Raw genomic sequence first — 21,503 nt, forward strand, 5'->3', positions numbered from 1 at the left:
GATTGGTAGCGGGAGCTGGATTTGAACCAACGACCTTCGGGTTATGAGCCCGACGAGCTACCAGACTGCTCCATCCCGCATCAACATTGCAAATATTATCTCAATTTAAAACTAAATTGTTTATTTTAGTTTGCATCTAAAATAAAGTTGATTGGTAGCGGGAGCTGGATTTGAACCAACGACCTTCGGGTTATGAGCCCGACGAGCTACCAGACTGCTCCATCCCGCATCAACAGATTTTGCTGCATACACCAACTTAAATTTCTGGATTATAAGTTGGTGCGGAAGGGGGGACTTGAACCCCCACGCCCGAAAGCACTACCACCTCAAGGTAGCGTGTCTACCAATTCCACCACCACCGCAGCTGTGACGCATTCTAGTAGCTTGCGTCACAAATTGAAAGGTTTAATTGCAAAATTTGCATTTATTTTGGTGCAGTTGGCGAAGTTTCACCCGTATTTGACTGTGTAGCAGGTGCTGGTTGTGTTGTTGTCTGCACTGTTTTTAAGCCATAAGCATCTGAAGTTTGTTTTTTTGCAAATACTGCTAGACTAAGACTGGTCACAAAAAACAAAGCTGTCAAAATCGCTGTCAAACGGGTTAAAAAGTTTGCTGAACCCGAGGCACCAAACACTGTTGCCGCACCACCACCGCCAAAAGAAGCGCCTGCATCAGCACCCTTACCGTGTTGTACAAGAATCAATACAATCATCAATACGGCTAAAATGATATGTACTACCAGCACAAAACTATGCATGCTGAACTCCTATTTTTTTGATTTTGCGAAAGCTTGAGCAATTTGATAAAAAGACTCAGCATTCAAAGAGGCACCACCCACAAGTGCACCATTAATATCTGCACATGCAGCCAATTCAACAGCATTTTCTGGTTTGACACTACCACCATACAAAATGGCAATCTCTGGACCAAGAGGCGTAATTTGCGATAAACCTTCTCGAATTTTTGCATGCATCGCTTGCGCATCTTCAGGAGAAGCTGTTTTACCTGTCCCAATCGCCCAAATGGGTTCATAGGCTACAATAATATTGTTCCATTGTTCAGCTTTTACAAGTGCAGCGATATCACAAATTTGCTGTAAAACAACTTGTTCTGCTTGACCTTCTTCACGTTGTTTGAGACTTTCACCAACACAGTAGATGATCTTCATATTCGCATTTAAAGCATTTTTAACTTTTTCTTGCACAACAGAAACAGTGTCACCAAAAATTTCTCGGCGCTCTGAGTGTCCAATTAAAACAAATTCAATACCACTATCTTTTAATAAGTCTGCACTTACTTCACCAGTATAAGCGCCTGTACCTGCCATAGATGAAAGATCTTGTGCCACACTGATAATTTTATTCGGTGCATCTGCAAATTGTTGCTGAACAAAGAGTAATGTCAGTGTAGTCGGTGCTACACCTATATGACATTGCTGTTCAGAAATAGGTTCTTGCTGTAATTGTTGCTTTAAATCTTGAATGAGTTGCTGCGAATTCGCTTGCATTGGGTTCATTTTCCAATTGCCGACAACCCAAGGAATAATCGTCGAACCCGACATACACATAACCCTATTATCGAAAAATGTGCACATTCTACACGTATTTTTAAGGATTTCTGCTTTTTTCTTTATTCGCTTGTTGCAAAAATTTAAAAGCACGATTTTGTCTGCGCATTTTTTTGTAACAAAACCACGCTTAACCCTGAGAATAGTGGTTTATTTGTATTTTAAAGTGAAAAAATCCAGTCTAGTGCTTTAGCTTATCAAAATCTTTGGTTAATATAATTATTCTTCAAAATACTGAATACCGAGTTGCAGCTTTTAAATTCATTTTAACAAATGAAACACAAAGTATGGGGATACCTTGTGTTGCATGTATTTTAGTTGCTCGATAAAACTATTGAGATATCTATAAAAAGATCCATAATAAGAAGTCTTCAGATATCAATCTGTTTGTAAGTACTCAGTATTTGAATTATAAAATAAATTAAAGGTGTATTGGGGATGGTGTCACAACAAGGCACTCCGAAGTTTTCGGGGTTTATTCGTCGCTTAGTCGATGACGGTGTTATTGCTGCGCAACAAATGCAATCTGCGCTAGACAATGCTAAAAAAAGTAAGCTCAACATCGTAGCTTATCTAATTGAATATGCAAATTTAAAACCTTTGCAAATTGCTGAAACCATTGCGCTTGAGTTCGCCGAGCCTTTGTTTGACCTTGATAGCTTTGATCCCGAGCAATTCCCTAAAGATGTTATTGAAAGTGGTTTATTACATAAACATCTGATGCTGCCTTTGGTTCAACGTGGAAATGTGCTTTATATCGCCATGAGCGATCCAACCAATATTGAAGCTTTGGATGCTGCACGTTTTAATAGTCGCTTGAATATTGAAGTCGTCATCGTTGAACATCACAAACTCGTCAAATGCTTAGAAAAATACTTTACTGAAGACACCAGTTTTGATTTTGGTGGTGATGATATTGATGTTGATATCATCTCAACTGATGATGTAAACCCTGCAGATGATCACGACGATAATCAAAGCGAAGATGAAGCTCCGATTGTAAAGTATATTAATAAGTTACTTGTTGATGCTATTCGTATGGGTGCATCAGATTTACATTTTGAACCTTATGAAAAATCCTATCGTGTGCGTTATCGTGTGGATGGTGTGCTTAGAAGTATTACCAATCCCCCACTGCAACTTGCCACACGACTCGCATCACGCTTAAAAGTGATGTCACAAATGGATATTTCTGAAAAGCGTATTCCACAAGATGGTCGTATTAAACTTAAATTATCCAAAACCAAAGCCATCGACTTTCGTGTCAACTCTCTCCCGACGCTATTTGGTGAAAAACTCGTACTGCGTATTTTAGATCCATCCAGTGCGATGCTAGGTATTGATGCTCTAGGTTATGAGGAAGATCAAAAAGCTTTATTCATGGAAGCTTTAGATAAACCTCAAGGTATGCTCTTAATCACAGGACCGACAGGCTCTGGTAAAACGGTATCACTCTATACAGGTTTAAATATTTTAAATACTGAAAGTTCGAATATTTCAACAGCCGAAGACCCTGTAGAGATTAACTTAGAAGGGATTAATCAGGTCAATGTTAATCCGAAAGTCGGACTGACGTTTTCTGTCGCCTTGAAATCTTTCTTACGTCAAGACCCTGATATCATTATGGTCGGGGAGATTCGAGACCTTGAAACTGCTGAAATTGCGATTAAAGCAGCTCAAACAGGTCATATGGTCATGTCTACACTACATACCAATAGTGCACCCGAAACCTTAACACGTTTAAGAAATATGGGCGTTCCTTCTTTTAATATTGCAACCTCTGTCAATCTCGTCATTGCACAACGTTTGGCACGCCGCTTATGTACACATTGTAAAGCACCTGTTGAAATTCCTAAACATAGCCTCTTAGAAATGGGCTTTACTGAAGAGGATTTAGCACACCCTGATTTCCAAGTGTTTCAACCTGTGGGTTGCCCAGAATGTCGTGAAGGCTATAAAGGGCGTGTTGGGGTATATGAAGTGATGAAAGTGACACCTGAGATTTCAAAAATTATTATGGAAGATGGTAATGCCTTAGAAATTGCTGAAGCATCTGCCAAACTGGGGTTTAATAATTTACGACGCTCAGGACTGATTAAAGTCATGAATGGTTTAACATCACTACAAGAAATTAATCGCGTCACCAGCGAATAAACAGAATACTAAAAAGGAATACAATTATGGCTGTCAAGAAAGCACAAATGATGCCGACATTCATTTATGACGGGGTAGATCGTAAAGGGGTTAAGATTAAAGGGGAACTGCCTGCGCGTAATATGGCTTTAGCCAAAGTCACACTAAGAAAACAAGGTATTAATATTAAAACCATTCGAGAAAAGAAGAAAAATATTCTCGAAGGTTTAATGAAAAAGAAAGTCACCACTTTAGATATCACGATTTTTACTCGACAACTTGCGACCATGATGAAAGCGGGGGTGCCTTTAGTACAAAGCTTTGAAATTGTTGCCGAAGGTCTAGATAATCCCGCAATGCGTGAAGTCGTGTTAGGGATTAAAGGTGAAGTTGAAGGGGGGAATACTTTTGCTGGGGCATTAAAGAAATATCCACAATATTTCGACCGCTTGTTTTGCTCACTGGTTGAGTCAGGTGAACAATCGGGTGCACTTGAAACTATGTTAGACCGTGTCGCGATTTATAAAGAAAAAAGTGAGCTTTTAAAACAAAAAATTAAAAAAGCCATGAAATATCCTATTGCAGTTATTGTCGTCGCAATCGTGGTTACCATTATTTTGATGGTTAAAGTTGTTCCCGTTTTCCAAGATCTTTTCTCATCTTTTGGTGCTGATCTTCCTGCTTTCACTCAGATGGTGGTCAACATGTCAAAATGGATGCAAAGCTATTGGTTTATCTTGATTATTGGTATTGGGGTCGTGATTACTGCATTTCTTGAAACCAAAAAGCGGAGTAAAAAATTTCGTGATTTCCTTGATAAAGCTGCACTCAAAGCCCCTATTTTTGGCGACTTAGTCTATAAAGCGATTATTGCACGTTATAGTCGTACGCTTGCCACTACCTTTGCTGCAGGTGTGCCATTAATTGATGCCCTCGAATCTACAGCAGGCGCAACTAATAATGTTGTTTATGAAGAAGCCGTAATGAAAATTCGTGATGACGTGGCAACAGGTCAACAATTACAATTTGCAATGCGCCTCACCAATTTATTCCCTTCAATGGCCATTCAAATGGTTGCAATTGGGGAGGAATCAGGTTCGTTAGATGCCATGCTTGATAAAGTCGCAACACACTTTGAAAATGAAGTAGATAATGCAGTAGATGGCTTAACCTCAATGATGGAGCCATTAATCATGGCAGTACTCGGTGTACTTGTTGGTGGTCTCGTGATTGCCATGTACCTTCCAATCTTCCAAATGGGTTCAGTAGTCTAATGGCTGATATTCTCAACTATTTCATCATCACACCCAGTGCGCTATATCTTTTGGTTGGTTTACTTGGGTTATGTATTGGTAGTTTTTTAAATGTTGTGATTTATCGCACACCGAAAATGATGGAGCAAGAATGGCAACAAGAATGCCAACTCTTGCTGCATCCAGAACAAGCCATTATTGATCAAAGTAAACTGACATTAAGCACACCTGCTTCAACTTGTCCAAAATGTAAATCGCCGATTCATTGGTATCAAAACATTCCTGTGATCAGCTGGTTAGTTTTACGTGGTCAATGTGGCACATGTAAAAACCCAATTAGCATTCGCTATCCATTTATTGAAGTCTTAACTGCCTGTTGCTCTCTTTTAGTGGTTGCGGTTTATGGACCAACGCTTGCGATGCTATTTGGTCTCATCCTGACATGGACACTCATTGCACTCACGTTTATCGATTTCGATACACAACTGCTGCCAGACCGCTTCACTTTGCCTTTAGCTGCACTAGGTTTGGGTATTAATAGTTTTGCTATTTATACCTCTGCCACTTCTGCGATTTGGGGCTATATCATCGGTTTTTTATGCTTATGGGTGGTCTATTATGCATTTAAAATCATCACAGGCAAAGAAGGCATGGGCTATGGCGATTTTAAATTACTCGCTGCTCTAGGCGCATGGATGGGACCTCTCATGCTACCGTTAATCGTCTTACTCTCCTCTTTGGTGGGGGCGATTATTGGTATTATTTTACTTAAAGTTCGTAAAGAAAATCAGCCTTTCGCTTTTGGTCCTTATATTGCAATTGCGGGTTGGATTGCCTTTTTATGGGGCGAACAAATTATGAAAGTCTATTTAGGACAAAATTAAAAGGTCGAAATATGAAGTTTATCTTGGGTTTAACAGGTGGTATTGGCAGTGGGAAGACCGCAGCGACACAATGGTTTGAAACCCAAGGAATCCAAGTTGTGGATGCTGATATTGTTGCACGTGAAATTGTGGCAAAAGGGCAACCTGCCTTAACGCAAATTGCTCAAAGTTTTGGAGAATGGGTTCTTTTAGACAATGGTGAACTTGATCGTCGTGCACTAAGAGAGCATATTTTCAAAGACCCTTCAGCTCGCCACACACTAGAAAAGATTACGCATCCTGCAATTCGCCTATCGATCATTCAACAACTCCAAGCCGCAACGAGCCCCTATGTCATTTTAGTTTCACCCTTATTATTTGAAACCAATCAGCATCAACTCACACAACACACCCTTTTAATTGATGCATCAGAAGAATTACAAATCTTCCGTGCCTCACAACGTGATGGGCAGAATATAGAACAGATTAAAAATATTATTACGGCACAAATGCCAAGAGCCGAAAAACAAAAACTTGCCAATGATATTGTGGTTAATGATGGGCATCTTGATCACTTATACGCACATTTAGCCCCTTTACATCAAAAATATCTAAACATGGCTGAATAATTTTCACACTAAAAAGTAACTAAAGTGTATTCACCTTGCAATGAATACACGCGCTCATCAGCTGATGTTACTTATTTTTTTGTTGATCCAATCGTGCTTGCAAACTGTCTTTGCGTCCAAGCCAACGCCACGGCTGCAAGGCTCCTATCCCCATCCCCAGCAAACCACATACAATTGCTAAACTTAATGGCTCACCTAACAGTGGCACAGCAATAATTGCCGCAATAAAAGGTGCTAAAGTCACAATACTCCCCGTTTGGAAAGCACCGAGTCGTTTAATGGCTTCAACATAAGTTAATGTCGCGACAATCACCACAAAAACACCATGAAAAATAGTTTGCATTGCCAAATGAGATACTGTCGCTTGATCTAAATGCTTCGGTAAAAAGAGTAAATAAATCGGCACATAGATCAATGCAGACCAAATCGCAACGCCTGCCATACTATGCCAAGCTGACAATTTCCACTGCTTTAACAGCACGGTAAATATGCCCCACCAAATTGCACTCAGAAAAAATAAGCCATCACCGAAACTAAAAGCAACACCTGTTTCTTGGTACATGAGATAACTCATGCCTGCAATCGCGCTCAGCATAATCGTTAGGCTGAACCATGTATGGCGATCAAACGGCTGTTTAAATAAGAAATAAGCTGCAAGCGCAGTACACAACGGCAAACAACCATTTAAAAAAATTGCTGCATGTGCAGCAGGGACATAATGAAAAGCGCTATAGGATGTCAAGCAGTATGTAACCCCACCTAACATTGCCAGAATAAAAGGCTCTTTTTTCCATAAAAAAGCCGTATCTTTTTTATAAATGAGAATCGGCATCAAAATGCAAAATGCCAAACTAAAACGTAATGCGGTAATATCCCAAGGACTGATATGCCATAATGCATTAAGCCTTGATGTAATCGTAAAACCTCCCCAAATACACATCGTGATTGCTACAAAAACATAGCCTTGCGTGCGGGAGGTCATCATGATCTTTCTCAAATTTCAACAATAAAAATGGGATGGATATCGCTTAGTCAATCAGACGTTGACGACACGCTTCATATAGCGCCATACCTGTGGCTACGCTGACATTTAAACTCTGTAAATTGCCTGACATTGGAATGTAAACCGTTTGGTCACATTGTGCCTGCGTGATTGGACGTAAGCCTGTATCTTCAGCCCCCATCACCACACAAATCGCTGTGCCTGTAAAATCAAATTGTTGAATAGGTAATGCTTTTTCATCCAACATCGTCCCTACAACACGCACATTAAAGTCTTGTTTGATTTGCCCTAAAGTGCGCGCCAAATTGGTCACTTGAATGAATTTCACTTTTTCAGCACCACCTGCCGCGACTTTACGTGCTGTTGGCGTCAAACTTGCTGAACGATCACGTGGTACAATCACTGCCGAAACACCCATTGCCGCTGCTGTTCGAATACATGCGCCTAAATTATGCGGATCGGTAATATGATCCAAAGCCAATAATAAAGGCTGCTGTTCAGTACTCAGCAATTGCTCCAAGTCTTTTTCATTTAATACAGGATGCGGACGTACCGCTGCGACAACACCTTGATGAAAAGGCTGCCCTGCTAACTTCTCTAAGCTATCTCGACTGGCTTTTTGAATACTAATACCAAACGGCTCAGCCATTTTTAAAATATGTTGTAAGCGTTGGTCATCACGCCCTTTTAAAGTAAAAAGTGTTAAAACGCGTTCTGGTTCCAACTCCAATAATGACTCAACTGAATGCACGCCATAATAATACTCGGGCTTCGCCATGAACGACCTCTAATAACTAAAATCGGGGGAGAGAAAAGAAAAATCCTGCAAAGCCAACTTTACAGGATTTCATAATGTGCTTAGTTTAACCGATTTAAGCTGAAAATACCCTGCTTATCTTCGATTGAATCAACTTTGCTTAACCTTCTAAATGACAGACATAGTCAAGTACATCATCAGTTTCAATTTTGAAACGGCTGTTGCCTGGTACGTAAAATGACTGTCCAGCACGGAATAATTCACTTTCCGCATTGTCTGCAATTTTGACACGACATTCACCAGAAATGATTTCCATACGTTCAGGTACATGTGTTTCAAACGTCAATGCTTCTTCTGTTGGTAAAATCACCCCAAGCGTTTTTTTCGTTCCGTCTTCAAACTGTACTGTGTGGCTAATGCATAGACCACCAAAATAAACGTTTGATTTTTTTATCACTGATACATGATCAAACTGAGTAGGCATGCGTATTCTCCAGATAATGCGCATTGATATTATGTAGTTCCGCCTAGTTTAATTGCACTCCCCAAACTAATCAATCTCTTGTTTTAAGGAAAATAATTCCAGACAAAATCTGCATTTTATTAAATGTAAATTTATCTCCAAGAATCGGTATTTTTTGCTTTAATTTACGCTAAAATATCCAAAATTCTTCACCATTAGAATCTATTCTGACTTGTGACTACAACAAAACTTGACTATCTTAGAACTGAACTTTTCGCAGCTTGGATGCGTGTATGCTGACACATTTAAATCTACTTAATTTTGCTTTAGCAGATAACCTTGCGATTGATATTGAACAAGGTTTTAATGTTTTAACAGGTGAAACAGGTGCAGGAAAGTCGCTTCTTTTAGATGCATTATCAGCATGTTTAGGTGAACGTACAGATACCAATTACGTGCGTTACGGTGCAGAAAAAGCCGATATTACGGCAGTTTTTAGTTATCAAAACAATAGCCCAGAAGATTTATGGTTAAAAACCCATGAGTTAGATGATGAGTCTGGTGAAATTCATTTAAGACGAGTCATTTTTGCTACAGGTCGTAGCAAAGCATGGATCAATGGTCGCCCAAGTAGCCTGTCAGAACTCAAAGAAATCGGGCGTTTATTGGTACAACTCTATAGCCAACACAGCCAGCAACAACTGTTAGAGCCCCCCTACCCTAAACATTGGCTAGACCGTTATAGTGACTTTCATACACCTGCTCAAGCTGTGCGTGATGCCTATAATGTATGGCAAAAAAATATTAAACTTCATCAGGCAGCTTTAGATGCTCAAGCCACACGTCTACAACGTATAGAAACCTTAGAGTTACAACTCGAAGAACTTGAAGATGTCATCACGACTGATTATAAAGAGATTGAACAAGAGTTTGACCGCTTAAGCCATCACGAACACATCATGCAAGACTGTAGTTATAGTCTAAATGCACTAGATGAATCTGAACAAAATATCACACAAGAATTATCTTCAATTTTACGCCGTATCGAATCTCATTCAGGACGCAGTGAGCAACTTTCAGAAATTTATAACTCACTGCTCAATGCACAAAGTGAATTAGAAGATGCAACAGCAAACTTACGTCAGTTTATTGACCGACAAAGTTTTGATCCTGAACGAATGGAGCAACTTAACTCACAATTAGAGATTTTCCACCGTTTAGCACGAAAATATCGTACCCAACCCGATGAACTCAAACAGCAATATGAAACTTGGCAAGCTGAGCTTGAACAATTACATCAGCTTGAAGACCCTGAAACTTTAGCTGAACAAGTTGAACTTGCACATCAAGATTTTTTAAATAAAGCTCAATATTTAGATCAGATTCGTAGAGAAGCTGCTATTCCGCTTGCCAAACAACTCACAGAACAAGTCAAACAACTGGCTCTGCCTGAAGCACATTTTGAGTTTCGATTTGACCCATTGGAGCAGGTTTCTGGCGAGGGTCTAAGCTTTATTCAACTGCTATTTACTGCTAATAAAGGCATTCCTGCACAACCCTTGGCTCGTGTCGCTTCTGGCGGTGAGTTATCACGTATTGCTTTAATTATGCAGGTTATGAATGCTGAAAAAACTGAATCTGAAGTTTTGGTTTTTGATGAAATTGATGTAGGAATCAGTGGCGGTACTGCAGAAATTGTCGGGCGTTTATTGGCGAATTTGGCACAACATGTACAAATCTTATGTATTACACATCAAGCGCAAGTTGCCGCGCAATCTGATCAACATTTATTGGTGAAAAAATTACAGACAGACCCTGCAAGCAGTACCATCATTGAACTTGAGGAAGAACAACGCATTTTCGAATTAGCACGTATGACAGGTGGTGTAGAAATTAGCGAAACGACTTTGCAACATGCCAAACAGTTACGCCAACTCAAGTTTCAACATGCTTGAGTTAAATTATGCTAGAAAAAAAAACCAGTGAATAATGCACTGGTTTTTTATTGTGAAATATCATAAATTACCACTTAATCGGCTGTTCACTTGAACCTGGTGTCATGTCATAGGTCGGGGTAAAACTTGAACCTTGCGAACCATAATTGCCATTTGGCTGCAACTTTAAACCCACTAAAATTTCCTGACTTAAATTTTGAGCCAAGGTTTCTGCACTACTGTTATCTAAATTATTATTTAACAGATTTTGCACAGAATTTTTCGGTAATGCACGGTTAAATGTACCTGATGCCACCACTTTACTGGTATTTGCTTCAATCACACGCCAAGTTAAACGCACTTGTTCTGCACCTTGATTTAAGCCATACATTTGATGTGAACTTGCCGCAGACAAATCATTGATCCGCCCAACCAATAAATAATCTGCACCTACTTTTTGCCCAATACGCGCCATCTCATGTGGTGCACCATCCCATTGTAAAAATGCATTTTCATATTGCATTTCATCAATATAATGACGATCCAACAAACTTAATTGCCCCGATTGTGCTAAAAAATTACCCAATGCATCTGCCAATTCTTCGCTAAACTCACCTGCTGAGTCAGATTGTGCTGAGCGATTATTTTTTTCATAAAACTGAAAGGGTAAAACGGCAATGCGTCTTAAATGTTGATCTTGCACAGTTGATTCATATTGAACAACATGCGCACGCACACGTGCACGATAGTTATTTTTTGAACCCGTAACACTCAACACTTGGAACTTGGTTACTGAACCTGAGCCAACACTGTTCACACTAAATACAGGTGAAACTTTACCTGAATAACTCCAATTATTACCATTCATGGACATATTCACTGTTTCTTCAAGATCTGCACGTGGTGAAACCGTTGCACCATTTACAGACTGTACAGCAACAAGTAATGCTTCAGAAATTGCCTGATGCTGTGTTTCACCGCTACCCGATGCTTCTTTAACCACTTCTTTTAATGCAGCAAATGCCGATGAGCAAAGACCCGCTGTAAGCAATGCTGAAAGAATAATTTTTTTCATCATGATTATGATCTCGTGCAACTGCGTTGAATAGCAGTTGCAACTTTATCAATTACAAACCAAAAGTAGAGCGTTTAGCTGACTTACGAATTTCTTTTTCGCTGGTCCACTCAACAATACCTGTTTGAATATTTTGAAGTTTTAATGTGAATTTATAATATACATCGCTCTTATTGCCTGAGTTTTTCACAATGCTTGATAAATTACCATTAAGCATATACTCAGCACCAATATGACCACCTGCTTTTACAGATGTCGCTTGATTCACTAAACCACTATTTTTTTGGTAGTTTAATTGCTCAGCCATGGCATTCGCTGCCGTCATATCCACAAAACGGAATTTACCTGAGTTAATCAGTTTATTTTGAATGGTGTCAGTAATTGATTCAGTATCAATATGTTCTTGCGTCTTGTTACGGATACGGTCAACAAACATCACAGGACGGCGGTTTTGGGTTAACTGAACCACCACTGGAAATGTCAACATATCGTCAACCATTTTGTCTGCAATCATTTGTAAATCAGTAGAACCAAAATCTTTGGTTAATGACTCAACAGCTTGTGCATCGCCATAACTGACATTGGTACTTGCACAACCGGTCAAAACTGACGCAGCAAAAAGTGATGCAACAACAAATTTAATTTTCATGAATTTTACCCTAATTAATCATTCTTCAAATAAACAACAACATCAACTGCCGATGGGTTTGGCGCAACAGATTGCACCGTTTTCACTTCACGACCTGTTAACTGAATAGGTTTCCAACGCGCACCTTCTGGATTGATTTCCATGCCTTGTGCGTCAACCCAAACAATTTTGTACTCAAAAGAGCGACTGACAAACCAACGGTCTTTAATTGCCAACGATACTTTTTTCAGGTCACCCACGTAGGTCATATTGATGCGATCCACACCAACCTTCGTACTTAACACAGGATTATTACTGATCGTTTTTACGCTATAAATCCCATCAGCCGCAGTTTGCGTAGACAGTGAATTAGGTGCAGTACACGCAGCAAGACTTGCCACAAGCACACCCGCAAAAATTAGTTTTGAAGCTATTTTCATACATTTCTCAATTTTTAGATTAATGATTAATCGCACTAACGCTCGTTGAAATTTTATTATTGACATCATTGACATAGACAAAAATAGTTTGGTTTGGACTCGCATCAACTTTTATCGTGTCACTCATCGCTCCATTGCCTGAAATATGTAGATTATGGCTACCAGGCTTTACTTCAAAGCGTGCAATTTGTGTATTGCTTGGCAAAGTTGACCATGCTCTCAAGTCAGCTCGCTCTGTGGCAACGTTCATCAAGTTACCTGCAAGTTGCCCCAAAGCACCCAGATGCTGTCCTAACTGCTGCTGTGCCACAAATTTAGTGGTTGCACGTACAATTTGACTAGAGACTGTACTTGTCGTGCGTTCTTTTAATTCTTTAACCGCTAATGCGCCAATATCATTTAATATAAAGCTTTGCTGTGTTTCACGGTCACCTAAACGTACTCTTAGGCTCTGTGGTGCGGTATATGTACTCGGTTCATACGTTGCAAAAGCAATATTTACAAGACCATTTGGCACAGGAATCGCTAATTTATTCTCAATTTTTTTCGGCACAATGCCTTGCTCGATAAAAACAACAACAGGTACCGTGTCTTTACTTTTCGCAGTCATACGATCTAAACGCTGTACATCTTTGGCAATATTACTGTCCGCTTGTAATTCATAGGCTTTTTTATAGTCAACCAAAGCATCGTTATACTCACCTAATGCTTCCCATAAATTGGCTGCCATATAAAAGGCATAGGCATTTTGATAAGTGTTTTTAATACGTCCTGCAATTGTGTCTAAACCTGAAAATGCTTCATCTAAATTATTCACAGCTTGCGCATTTTCTTGTTTGGCTTTTTCTTTTTCCGATTTTTTCTCTAGCTCTTTTTCATGCTTAATTTCAATTTCACGTTGAATACGTTGTGCGATTCGCATCTCAACACCTGCTGCTTCAGCATCTTTGAGATAAATATAATTTTTAGCTTGAGAAATATGCGCTAACACCTGCTCATAAGGTGGAACCTCATAAGGAACAATGGAGTCATTACTCAACATTGAAAGTGCTTTAAAACCTAAACGAGAAGCACTGACTGTTGCTCGATTATTTTGTTTGTCCAATAATTCAAATGCTTTTTTATATAATTGACTACTTTCTTGGTATTGTTGGTTGACCTGTAAAATGCGTGCTTTTTCTAAGTGATACAAAATTGCGTCCTTAGAATCCATTTTCTTATCGATTGTTGCTGCAAATGCAGTCGGCATGGTGGCATTTAAACTACTTCTGAATGCCATCCCCTCATCATCATAACTTCCAAAAACCCCCGCTTGAGAATTAAAAGAAACTGCCAATAAAATGAGTAATAATTTGTTATTAAAACGTTTCATAAAGTTTAAAATTATAATTTTCGATACATGAATAATACAAATTTATATTATTTTATTCAATAATCCAACATTTATTCATTAAATTATTCACATTTCATTCATTAAAAAAAGCTAAATAAAGCTAGAGTAATTGTTCTAAATTAACAGAATTATTGACTTTTTATTAAGCAAATATATATAGTCGAAGGATTATTTTAATGCTGTTTAAAAAATTCCAATCGACCATTTATTAATCAATAAATTTTAATTTCAACTTTTTTCTGCAATTTTTTAGCATATTAAATATTTATTTTCCAAGATCATGCCACAAGACAGCATAAATAAGTTATGGTATTTCAAAATGATTTACATAATTTTATACGTTTTTTAAGAATAAGGAGCAGCCTTTCGGTGACTAAACAATATTTAAAACATCGTTGTTTAATTGCGCCACCAGATTTGGCGGATGATTTTTTTTCGCATACGGTGATTTATATTGCACGACATGATGACGATGGTGCGCAAGGCATTATTATCAATCGTCCTACAGGCTTACAAATTAAAGAGTTATTGACAGATTTAGAAATTGCAGCAGACCATGTTCACCCACATGAGGTTTTACAAGGTGGCCCTTTACGCCCCGAAGCAGGCTTTGTGCTTCATACAGGTCAACCGACTTGGCATTCTTCGATTGCGGTAGGTGAAAACATTTGTATTACCACCAGTAAAGATATTTTAGATGCGATTGCACACAATGAAGGTGTCGGACGTTATCAAATCGCATTAGGATATGCCAGCTGGGAAAAGAATCAATTGGAAAATGAAATCGCCCGTGGTGATTGGTTAGTCTGTGATTCAGACATGGATTTAGTATTTAATTTACCTTATGATGAGCGCTGGGACGCTGCATATCGTAAAATAGGCATTGATCGTACTTGGTTAGCCTCTGAGATTGGACATGCCTGATTTATCCCAACCACAACTTATTTTAGCTTTTGACTTTGGTACGCAAAAAATGGGGATGGCGGTTGGCTCATCACTGATTGAAAGTGCAAGCCCACTCAGTTTATTTCCCATGAAAGATGGAATTCCCAATTGGGAAGCATTACTCAAAATCGTAAAGCAACATCAACCCAATTTGTTTTTGGTCGGTTTGCCTTTAAATATGGATGATTCTGAGTCGGAATTATCAGCACGTGCCCGTAAATTTGCACGCCGTTTACGTCATCAAACCAACATTGAAACTTTGATGGTAGATGAGCGCCTAACGACACGTGAAGCAAGAGATGAGTTGGATCATTATCAGGCACAAGGTCGTGCTAAAAACTTAGCCGCGGATAGTGTTGCCGCAGCATTATTTATTGAAAGTTGGTATCGAAATCCTCAAGGTGTTACACCTTAATTTTGGATCATATTATTTTTTAATCTGATCTATAAAAAATTGGGTGATCATTTGATCACCCAATTGCTTTGAATTTTAAATCAATTCAAATTATTTTTTAGCAGCTTCGATTGATTTCAATACTTCAGCTTTAGCAACTTCTGAACCTTCCCAACCTGTCAATTTAACCCATTTACCCGGTTCTAAATCTTTGTAGTGTTGGAAGAAATGTTCAATTTGGTTGATCAACAATGGAGGAAGATCTGTATATTCTTGAACATCTTTATAAAGTGGTGTTAATTTTTCATGCGGAACTGCAACAAGTTTCGCATCGATACCACCGTCATCTTCCATGTTCAATTTACCGACTGGACGGCAACGAATCACAGAACCATGAACCAATGGGTGTGGTGTTACAACCAATACGTCTAATGGGTCACCATCTTCAGATAATGTGTTTGGTACATAACCGTAGTTTGCTGGATAGAACATTGCAGTACCCATGAAACGGTCTACAAATAATGCATCAGAATCTTTATCTACTTCATATTTGATTGGAGATGCATTTGCAGGAATTTCAATAATTACATAGATGTCATTTGGTGCATCTTTACCCGCAGGGATATTGCTATAGCTCATAAGATACTCTTTTTCAGTGAAAGCCAATTTAAAATCGTGCTGATTATAACGCTAATTTAGCGAACTGGTGCAATTATACAATTTGCATGGTGCAATTGAATATGCCACACATTACATATTTTTTTAAATCATTCGAATAATTGTAATGAGTAAAAATATTGGACATGCCATCGACATAAACCAAATAATCGAACGTAAAGTCGATAAGTTTAATAAATAGCAAATACCATAAATGATTCTAAGCACAATGTAAGCACTGCCCATCATCATGGTAAAGCCTTGCGGTACCACCATATATTCAGCCATCAAAATTGCCGCAATAAATAAAGGCAAGCTTTCAAAACTATTTTGCTGTACAGCATTGGCACGTGCCGACAAACCTGTTGTTTTTGCTAAAAATTCACGTGGATTTTGATTATCACTGCCTTTAAAACCACCTGTCACCTTAGCAATAATGGTAAAAATATAAGGCAATAAACAGGCGATTAGAATTAAATATATGATGCCATTTATCCCAGACATGAATTTATTCTCATGAAATTTACAAGTTGAATATCATAACACGTCAATGTTGTTATAATTTTCTCTAAGTATAGCGTTTTGCAAATATTGTGTAATGGAGAAATCATGCAGCCTTCTGATCAGCAAGACCTGTTGAATGTCTTAGAACAACAGCGTCAACAACTGCAACAAGTGGATCGTGTTTTAAAAATTGTGCTGCCGATTGCTGCGTTTTTACTTTGCGTAATTTGCGCCAATTTTAACTGGCAATCTACACTCGGCACCTTCGTTATGCTGCTTGTCGCTTTTTACGCGGTAGGTATTCTGAAGATGAACCTTTATCTTTGGTTTGCCATCATTACTTTATATTGCTTAGTCGATATTTATTTCAGTTATTCAGCCTTTCCTTCGTCTGCGATTGGCCGCCAACTCGGTACGATGCTCACTTTTACGGCTATTTTAGGTTACGGTCGTCCCTATATTGACCAATGGTATTTAAAAAGTCAGGGGAAAAATCAACCTTAACAAATAAAAAAAAAGCGCCAATATATGGCGCTTTTTTTATAGCTTGAATTACTTACGCAAATCTTTACGTAAAATCTTACCGACATTTGATTTTGGCAACTCATCCATAAACTCAACATAACGTGGGCGTTTATAACCCGTTAAGTTTTCTTTGGCATAGGCTAAAACTTCTTCAGTGGTTAAAGATGGATCTTTTTTCACCACAAACAGTTTTGGCACTTCACCTGATTTCTCATCTGCCACACCAATTGCAGCAACTTCCAAAACTTTCGGATGTTTTGCAATCACTTCTTCGATTTCAGATGGGTAAACATTAAAACCAGACACCAAAATCATGTCTTTTTTACGATCTACAATTTTAAAGAAACCACGTTCATTCATGATCCCGATATCGCCTGTACGGAAATAGCCGTCAGCAGTCATGACTTTTGCAGTTTCATCAGGACGGTTCCAATAGCCTTTCATCACTTGTGGACCACGAATCGAGATCTCACCTTGCTCACCTTGTGCCAAGTGATTACCGTCGTCATCTAAAATTGCAACATCAGTCAATGGTAAAGGAATACCAATCGTACCGCTAAATTCATCCGATGCAGGTGGATTTGCTGTTGCAACTGGAGATGTTTCAGATAAACCATATCCTTCGATAATGACCGTACCTGTGACTTTTTTCCATTCTTCAGCTGTTGAAGGTAGCACTGCCATACCACCGCCCATTGCCATTTTTAGTTTACTAAAATCAAGCTGACGGAATTCTTCATTATGCACCAACGCATTGAAGAGCGTATTCACCGCAGGAAAGAAACCTGGTTGATACTTACGTAACTCTTTCATCACAGCAGGCAGGTCACGTGGATTTGGAATCAAGATATTGGCTTGACCTTTGTACATGCCATACAGTGCACACACCATAAATGCAAAGATATGATACAACGGCAATGCACAGAAAATACGGTCATCTTTGGCACCATCGCCTTTACCAAATTTACTTTGGAAAATACCATCACATTGCAGCAAGTTAGCCACTAAGTTGCGATGTGTCAGTTCAGCACCTTTTGAAACGCCTGTGGTACCACCGGTATATTGCAATACCGCAGTATCGCTCAAAGTCATGGTTGGGCGTTTGTAGTTGTTAGCACTGACTTTGGACATTGCGGCATTGAATTTAACATGACCCGGAATGTTCCAAGCAGGAATTTGTTTACGTACAGAACGTAAAACAAAGTTCACCAAGGTACCTTTTAATGTACCTAACATATCACCCACTGAAGCAACAATCACATGTTTAACGGGTGTTTTACCAATAATGCTTTGATAGACTGAAGCAAAGTTTTCAATGATCACAAGTGCTTCTGTACCCGAATCATTGAGCTGATGTTCAAGCTCACGTGCTGTATACAGTGGGTTGACGTTGACCAAAACCAACCCTGCTCTGAACACACCTAAAGCAACCACAGGATATTGCAGTACATTTGGCATCATCACTGCAACACGACTGCCCTTTGCTAAGCCTAAACTTTGAAGATATGTGGCAAACTTACGGCTAGCGAGTTCTAATTCACTAAAAGATAGCGTCTTATCCATAAAGATAAAGGCATCTCGTGAACCAAATTTTTGGAAATTACGCTCAAAAACATCAATAAGCGATGTATTTTCCTGTGGCAATTCTACAGTCTCAGGAATGCCTGTTTTTTGATATTCTGCGTACCAAATCTTTTCCATAATGCCATATTCTCCAATCAGTAATCCTTAGTTTTCAGCTGTTTTTCTCAACATTAAGCATATTTGTTTGGCTTGTTGCGCTTAATGTTGGCATCCATTTTCATAAATACAGATCATATATAACGTATTTTGAGCAATGGATGCTAGTTTTATCTTTGAATCAACAGTCTATTTGCTTTTTGATAAGTACGTGTTAAGAGTTGCCCCTTAGACGCGCGTTTACCAATGAACTGTAATAAATCATTGCCTTTTAGTTTTAATTGCTTCTGACCTGCAAGCAATTGAATTGTATCATCTAAATTAAAAGTAAGCAGATCTAAAATTTGATCTTCACTTTCAAGTTGTATCAACTTATTTCCTTTACCTTTATTTAGAATTGGCAATTCTGACAACGCTATACACAGTAAACGGCCTGCTGAACTGAGTATAGCCAAATGCGTATGATTTTCAATCACTCTAAGTGGTAATGCTTTAGCATCATCAGAGAGCGTTAAGAAAGCTTTACCTGCTTTGGCATTGGTATCCAATTGTTTGGCTTGGGTTTTAAAACCGTAGCCCTTAGAACTAACAGCAAGGATTTCTTTGTCATCCTCCTCGACCAAGACCTGAACAAAGCTCACACCATTAGCTGGTGAAAGTTTTGAGCTCAGCGGTTCCCCCAAGCCACGTGCGGACGGCAAGCTATTGATTGCAAGTGCATAACTACGCCCTGTTTCATCTAAAATATAGACTTTTTGGTTGGACTTACCTTGCGCTGAACTGAGGTACTGATCGCCTGCACGGAAATTCAATTTTTCGACATCAATCTCATGACCTTTGGCAGAACGAATCCAACCTGCCTCTGATAACACCACCGTGACAGGATCAGCCGGCATCAAATCTTGTTCTTTAATCGCATGTGCTTCAGCACGTTGCACGATTGGGGAACGGCGATCATCACCAAACTTTTTCGCGTCTTCTTTCAGCTCAGAAATAATCAGATTTTTCAATGATTCAGGATTTTCTAATTGTTCGCGAATCACCGCAGCACGTGCTTCAAGCTCATCTTGTTCACGGCGCATTTCCATTTCTTCAAGTTTTGCTAAATGGCGTAACTTGAGTTCTAAAATCGCTTCTGCCTGAATTTCATCAATATTGAAGCGTGACATCAACACAGGTTTCGGTTGGTCTTCTTCTCGAATAATTTGAATCACTTCATCAATATTCAGATAAGCAATAATCAAACCACCGAGGATATGTAAACGCTTTTCAATTTTATTCAGATGATATTGCAGACGGCGTGTGACCGTTTGTTTACGAATTTCGATCCATTCTAATAATATTTTACGAATGGATTTCACTTGCGGACGACCATCAGCGCCGATCATGTTCATATTGACACGATAGCTCGACTCTAAGTCAGTCGTCGCAAATAAATGGCTCATCACTGCTTCAGCATCGATCCGATTTGATCGTAAAATAATCACGATTCGTGTCGGATTTTGATGATCAGACTCATCTCGTAAGTCACTGACCAAAGGCAATTTTTTCGCCTGCATTTGATCTGCAATCTGAGTAATGACTTTTGAACCTGAGACTTGATAAGGGAGCTCTGTGATCACAATTTCATTTTTTTCAATCGTGTAAATTGCACGCGTGCGATAGCTACCACGCCCTGTAATTTGTAATTTTAATAATTCTTCAGGTGGGGTAATAATTTCCGCTTTGGTCGGTAAGTCTGGTGCAGGAATGTATTCGGCAACTTTTTCATCGCTGATATTTGGATTACGAATTAAGGCAATCGTGCCTTTGACCACTTCTCGTAAATTATGCGGTGGAATATCTGTCGCCATCCCGACCGCAATGCCTGTGGTACCATTTAACAAAATATTCGGTACACGTGCAGGCAAATGTACAGGTTCTTTCATCGAACCATCAAAGTTGTCTTGCCAGTCACAGGTGCCTTGCCCCAATTCAGACAATAGCACTTCACTATACTGTGAGAGTTTTGCTTCGGTATAACGCATTGCTGCAAAGGATTTAGGATCGTCAGGTGAACCCCAGTTCCCTTGCCCTTCAATAAATGGGTAACGATAACTGAAGGGTTGCGCCATCAACACCATCGCTTCATAACAAGCCAAGTCACCATGTGGATGGTATTTACCCAACACATCGCCGACGGTACGTGCCGATTTTTTCGGCTTACCACTATTCTTTAAGCCTAACTCGCTCATCGCATAGACAATACGGCGCTGTACAGGTTTTAAACCATCACTGATATGGGGCAATGCACGATCCATAATCACGTACATGGCATAGTTGAGGTAAGCTTGTTCGGTAAATTCTGCTACGGAACGGTTTTCTGTCGCATGATGCGCAAGGCTTGTCATAACAACCTTTAATCCTAAATAAATGCGTTCTAAAAATTTATATCTCTATGTTCTTATGCTAAGTCGCATACTGAGACGACACAAGGGGCAGTCTTGTAACTCTGCGACAATTTGCGTCTTTCACTAAATCTAGCGCTGTAAAATTATCCATTTTTAGGTTAATGGGCAACTGATTATTTTTATTTTGTTCATGACTTTCTCTGTCATAAAATCATTTTTCTTTGAATTTCAGAAAAGTAAATATGTAGTCATACAATTTTATTTTAACTG

The 21,503-nt window shown here is 39.1% G+C and carries 21 protein-coding genes and 3 tRNA genes; 8 read left to right on the top strand and 16 right to left on the bottom strand.

Annotation, left to right across the window (positions count from 1 at the left end; all coding sequences use genetic code 11):
* Positions 1-3 precede the first annotated feature (3 nt).
* The 5 genes from HX129_RS08815 to tpiA all read right to left on the bottom strand — a co-directional run bounded on the left by HX129_RS08815 (position 4) and on the right by tpiA (position 1,561).
* Positions 4-80 (bottom strand) — tRNA-Met (locus tag HX129_RS08815).
* Positions 81-152: 72 nt separating this feature from the next.
* Positions 153-229 (bottom strand) — tRNA-Met (locus tag HX129_RS08820).
* 48 nt (positions 230-277) lie between these two features.
* Positions 278-362 (bottom strand) — tRNA-Leu (locus tag HX129_RS08825).
* Positions 363-424: 62 nt separating this feature from the next.
* A complete protein-coding gene (gene secG, locus HX129_RS08830; RefSeq protein ID WP_130072257.1) occupies positions 425-757 on the bottom strand; it encodes a preprotein translocase subunit SecG in 333 nt (110 codons plus the stop codon).
* 9 nt (positions 758-766) lie between these two features.
* Positions 767-1,561: a triose-phosphate isomerase gene (gene tpiA / locus HX129_RS08835; RefSeq protein WP_286434880.1), complete on the bottom strand. Its 795-nt coding sequence runs from the start codon at positions 1,559-1,561 to the stop codon at positions 767-769.
* Between the two features lie 444 nt (positions 1,562-2,005).
* Here tpiA and pilB point away from each other — a divergent pair, with 444 nt between their 5' ends.
* Genes pilB through coaE form a run of 4 tightly spaced genes read left to right on the top strand, consistent with a single transcriptional unit; the run spans position 2,006 to position 6,445 of the window.
* Positions 2,006-3,721, top strand: a complete 1,716-nt coding sequence (pilB, locus tag HX129_RS08840) for a type IV-A pilus assembly ATPase PilB (RefSeq protein ID WP_286434881.1) — start codon at positions 2,006-2,008, stop codon at positions 3,719-3,721.
* Between the two features lie 26 nt (positions 3,722-3,747).
* A complete protein-coding gene (locus tag HX129_RS08845) occupies positions 3,748-4,974 on the top strand; it encodes a type II secretion system F family protein (protein WP_130072260.1) in 1,227 nt (408 codons plus the stop codon).
* Positions 4,974-5,837 (top strand): prepilin peptidase, encoded by an 864-nt coding sequence (locus tag HX129_RS08850; RefSeq protein WP_130072261.1) that lies wholly within the window; start codon positions 4,974-4,976, stop codon positions 5,835-5,837. Before HX129_RS08845 ends, HX129_RS08850 begins: the two co-directional genes overlap by 1 nt.
* Positions 5,838-5,848: 11 nt before the next feature.
* Positions 5,849-6,445 carry a dephospho-CoA kinase gene (gene coaE, locus HX129_RS08855; protein ID WP_130072262.1) on the top strand — a complete coding sequence of 199 codons (597 nt, stop codon included), beginning with the start codon at positions 5,849-5,851 and terminating at the stop codon, positions 6,443-6,445.
* A 67-nt stretch (positions 6,446-6,512) separates the two neighbouring features.
* Here coaE and HX129_RS08860 read toward each other — a convergent pair whose 3' ends face one another.
* The 3 genes from HX129_RS08860 to ppnP all read right to left on the bottom strand — a co-directional run bounded on the left by HX129_RS08860 (position 6,513) and on the right by ppnP (position 8,689).
* Complete coding sequence (locus tag HX129_RS08860) at positions 6,513-7,430, bottom strand: DMT family transporter (protein WP_286434882.1); 918 nt, start codon at positions 7,428-7,430, stop codon at positions 6,513-6,515.
* 43 nt (positions 7,431-7,473) lie between these two features.
* Complete coding sequence (rlmB, locus tag HX129_RS08865) at positions 7,474-8,226, bottom strand: 23S rRNA (guanosine(2251)-2'-O)-methyltransferase RlmB (protein WP_286434883.1); 753 nt, start codon at positions 8,224-8,226, stop codon at positions 7,474-7,476.
* A 139-nt stretch (positions 8,227-8,365) separates the two neighbouring features.
* Positions 8,366-8,689, bottom strand: coding sequence for a pyrimidine/purine nucleoside phosphorylase (ppnP, locus tag HX129_RS08870; RefSeq protein WP_065993789.1), 324 nt, complete (start codon positions 8,687-8,689; stop codon positions 8,366-8,368).
* 272 nt (positions 8,690-8,961) lie between these two features.
* On the opposite strand from ppnP, the gene recN reads away from it, so the two are divergent.
* Positions 8,962-10,623 (top strand): DNA repair protein RecN, encoded by a 1,662-nt coding sequence (gene recN, locus HX129_RS08875; protein WP_286434884.1) that lies wholly within the window; start codon positions 8,962-8,964, stop codon positions 10,621-10,623.
* A 67-nt stretch (positions 10,624-10,690) separates the two neighbouring features.
* On the opposite strand, the gene HX129_RS08880 is transcribed toward recN, so the two are convergent.
* From HX129_RS08880 to HX129_RS08895, 4 genes are read right to left on the bottom strand one after another with little or no spacing between them, the layout of a single operon-like run.
* Positions 10,691-11,677 carry a CsgG/HfaB family protein gene (locus HX129_RS08880; RefSeq protein ID WP_502872650.1) on the bottom strand — a complete coding sequence of 329 codons (987 nt, stop codon included), beginning with the start codon at positions 11,675-11,677 and terminating at the stop codon, positions 10,691-10,693.
* Between the two features lie 52 nt (positions 11,678-11,729).
* Positions 11,730-12,326: a penicillin-binding protein activator LpoB gene (gene lpoB, locus HX129_RS08885; RefSeq protein WP_130072266.1), complete on the bottom strand. Its 597-nt coding sequence runs from the start codon at positions 12,324-12,326 to the stop codon at positions 11,730-11,732.
* 14 nt (positions 12,327-12,340) lie between these two features.
* Entirely contained in the window at positions 12,341-12,745 is a 405-nt protein-coding gene (locus HX129_RS08890; protein ID WP_286434886.1) for a YcfL family putative periplasmic lipoprotein, read from the bottom strand.
* A gap of 19 nt (positions 12,746-12,764) precedes the next feature.
* Positions 12,765-14,117: a COG3014 family protein gene (locus HX129_RS08895; RefSeq protein WP_130072268.1), complete on the bottom strand. Its 1,353-nt coding sequence runs from the start codon at positions 14,115-14,117 to the stop codon at positions 12,765-12,767.
* A 390-nt stretch (positions 14,118-14,507) separates the two neighbouring features.
* On the opposite strand from HX129_RS08895, the gene HX129_RS08900 reads away from it, so the two are divergent.
* Together HX129_RS08900 and ruvX are read left to right on the top strand one after the other, a co-directional pair.
* Complete coding sequence (locus HX129_RS08900; protein WP_130072269.1) at positions 14,508-15,062, top strand: YqgE/AlgH family protein; 555 nt, start codon at positions 14,508-14,510, stop codon at positions 15,060-15,062.
* A complete protein-coding gene (ruvX, locus tag HX129_RS08905) occupies positions 15,055-15,498 on the top strand; it encodes a Holliday junction resolvase RuvX (protein WP_286434887.1) in 444 nt (147 codons plus the stop codon). Before HX129_RS08900 ends, ruvX begins: the two co-directional genes overlap by 8 nt.
* A 90-nt stretch (positions 15,499-15,588) precedes the next feature.
* Here ruvX and ppa read toward each other — a convergent pair whose 3' ends face one another.
* Positions 15,589-16,116: an inorganic diphosphatase gene (gene ppa, locus HX129_RS08910; protein ID WP_065993797.1), complete on the bottom strand. Its 528-nt coding sequence runs from the start codon at positions 16,114-16,116 to the stop codon at positions 15,589-15,591.
* A gap of 123 nt (positions 16,117-16,239) precedes the next feature.
* Positions 16,240-16,638 carry an MAPEG family protein gene (locus HX129_RS08915; protein WP_130072271.1) on the bottom strand — a complete coding sequence of 133 codons (399 nt, stop codon included), beginning with the start codon at positions 16,636-16,638 and terminating at the stop codon, positions 16,240-16,242.
* 105 nt (positions 16,639-16,743) lie between these two features.
* On the opposite strand from HX129_RS08915, the gene HX129_RS08920 reads away from it, so the two are divergent.
* Complete coding sequence (locus HX129_RS08920) at positions 16,744-17,142, top strand: hypothetical protein (protein ID WP_130072272.1); 399 nt, start codon at positions 16,744-16,746, stop codon at positions 17,140-17,142.
* Positions 17,143-17,190: 48 nt separating this feature from the next.
* Here HX129_RS08920 and HX129_RS08925 read toward each other — a convergent pair whose 3' ends face one another.
* Both HX129_RS08925 and parC read right to left on the bottom strand, forming a co-directional pair.
* Entirely contained in the window at positions 17,191-18,864 is a 1,674-nt protein-coding gene (locus HX129_RS08925) for an AMP-binding protein (RefSeq protein WP_130072273.1), read from the bottom strand.
* Between the two features lie 149 nt (positions 18,865-19,013).
* Positions 19,014-21,233: a DNA topoisomerase IV subunit A gene (gene parC / locus HX129_RS08930; RefSeq protein WP_180046483.1), complete on the bottom strand. Its 2,220-nt coding sequence runs from the start codon at positions 21,231-21,233 to the stop codon at positions 19,014-19,016.
* Positions 21,234-21,503 lie beyond the last annotated feature (270 nt).

The sequence above is a fragment of the Acinetobacter sp. 251-1 genome, from assembly GCF_030329305.1.
GTDB classification, from domain to species: Bacteria; Pseudomonadota; Gammaproteobacteria; order Pseudomonadales; family Moraxellaceae; genus Acinetobacter; species Acinetobacter piscicola_A.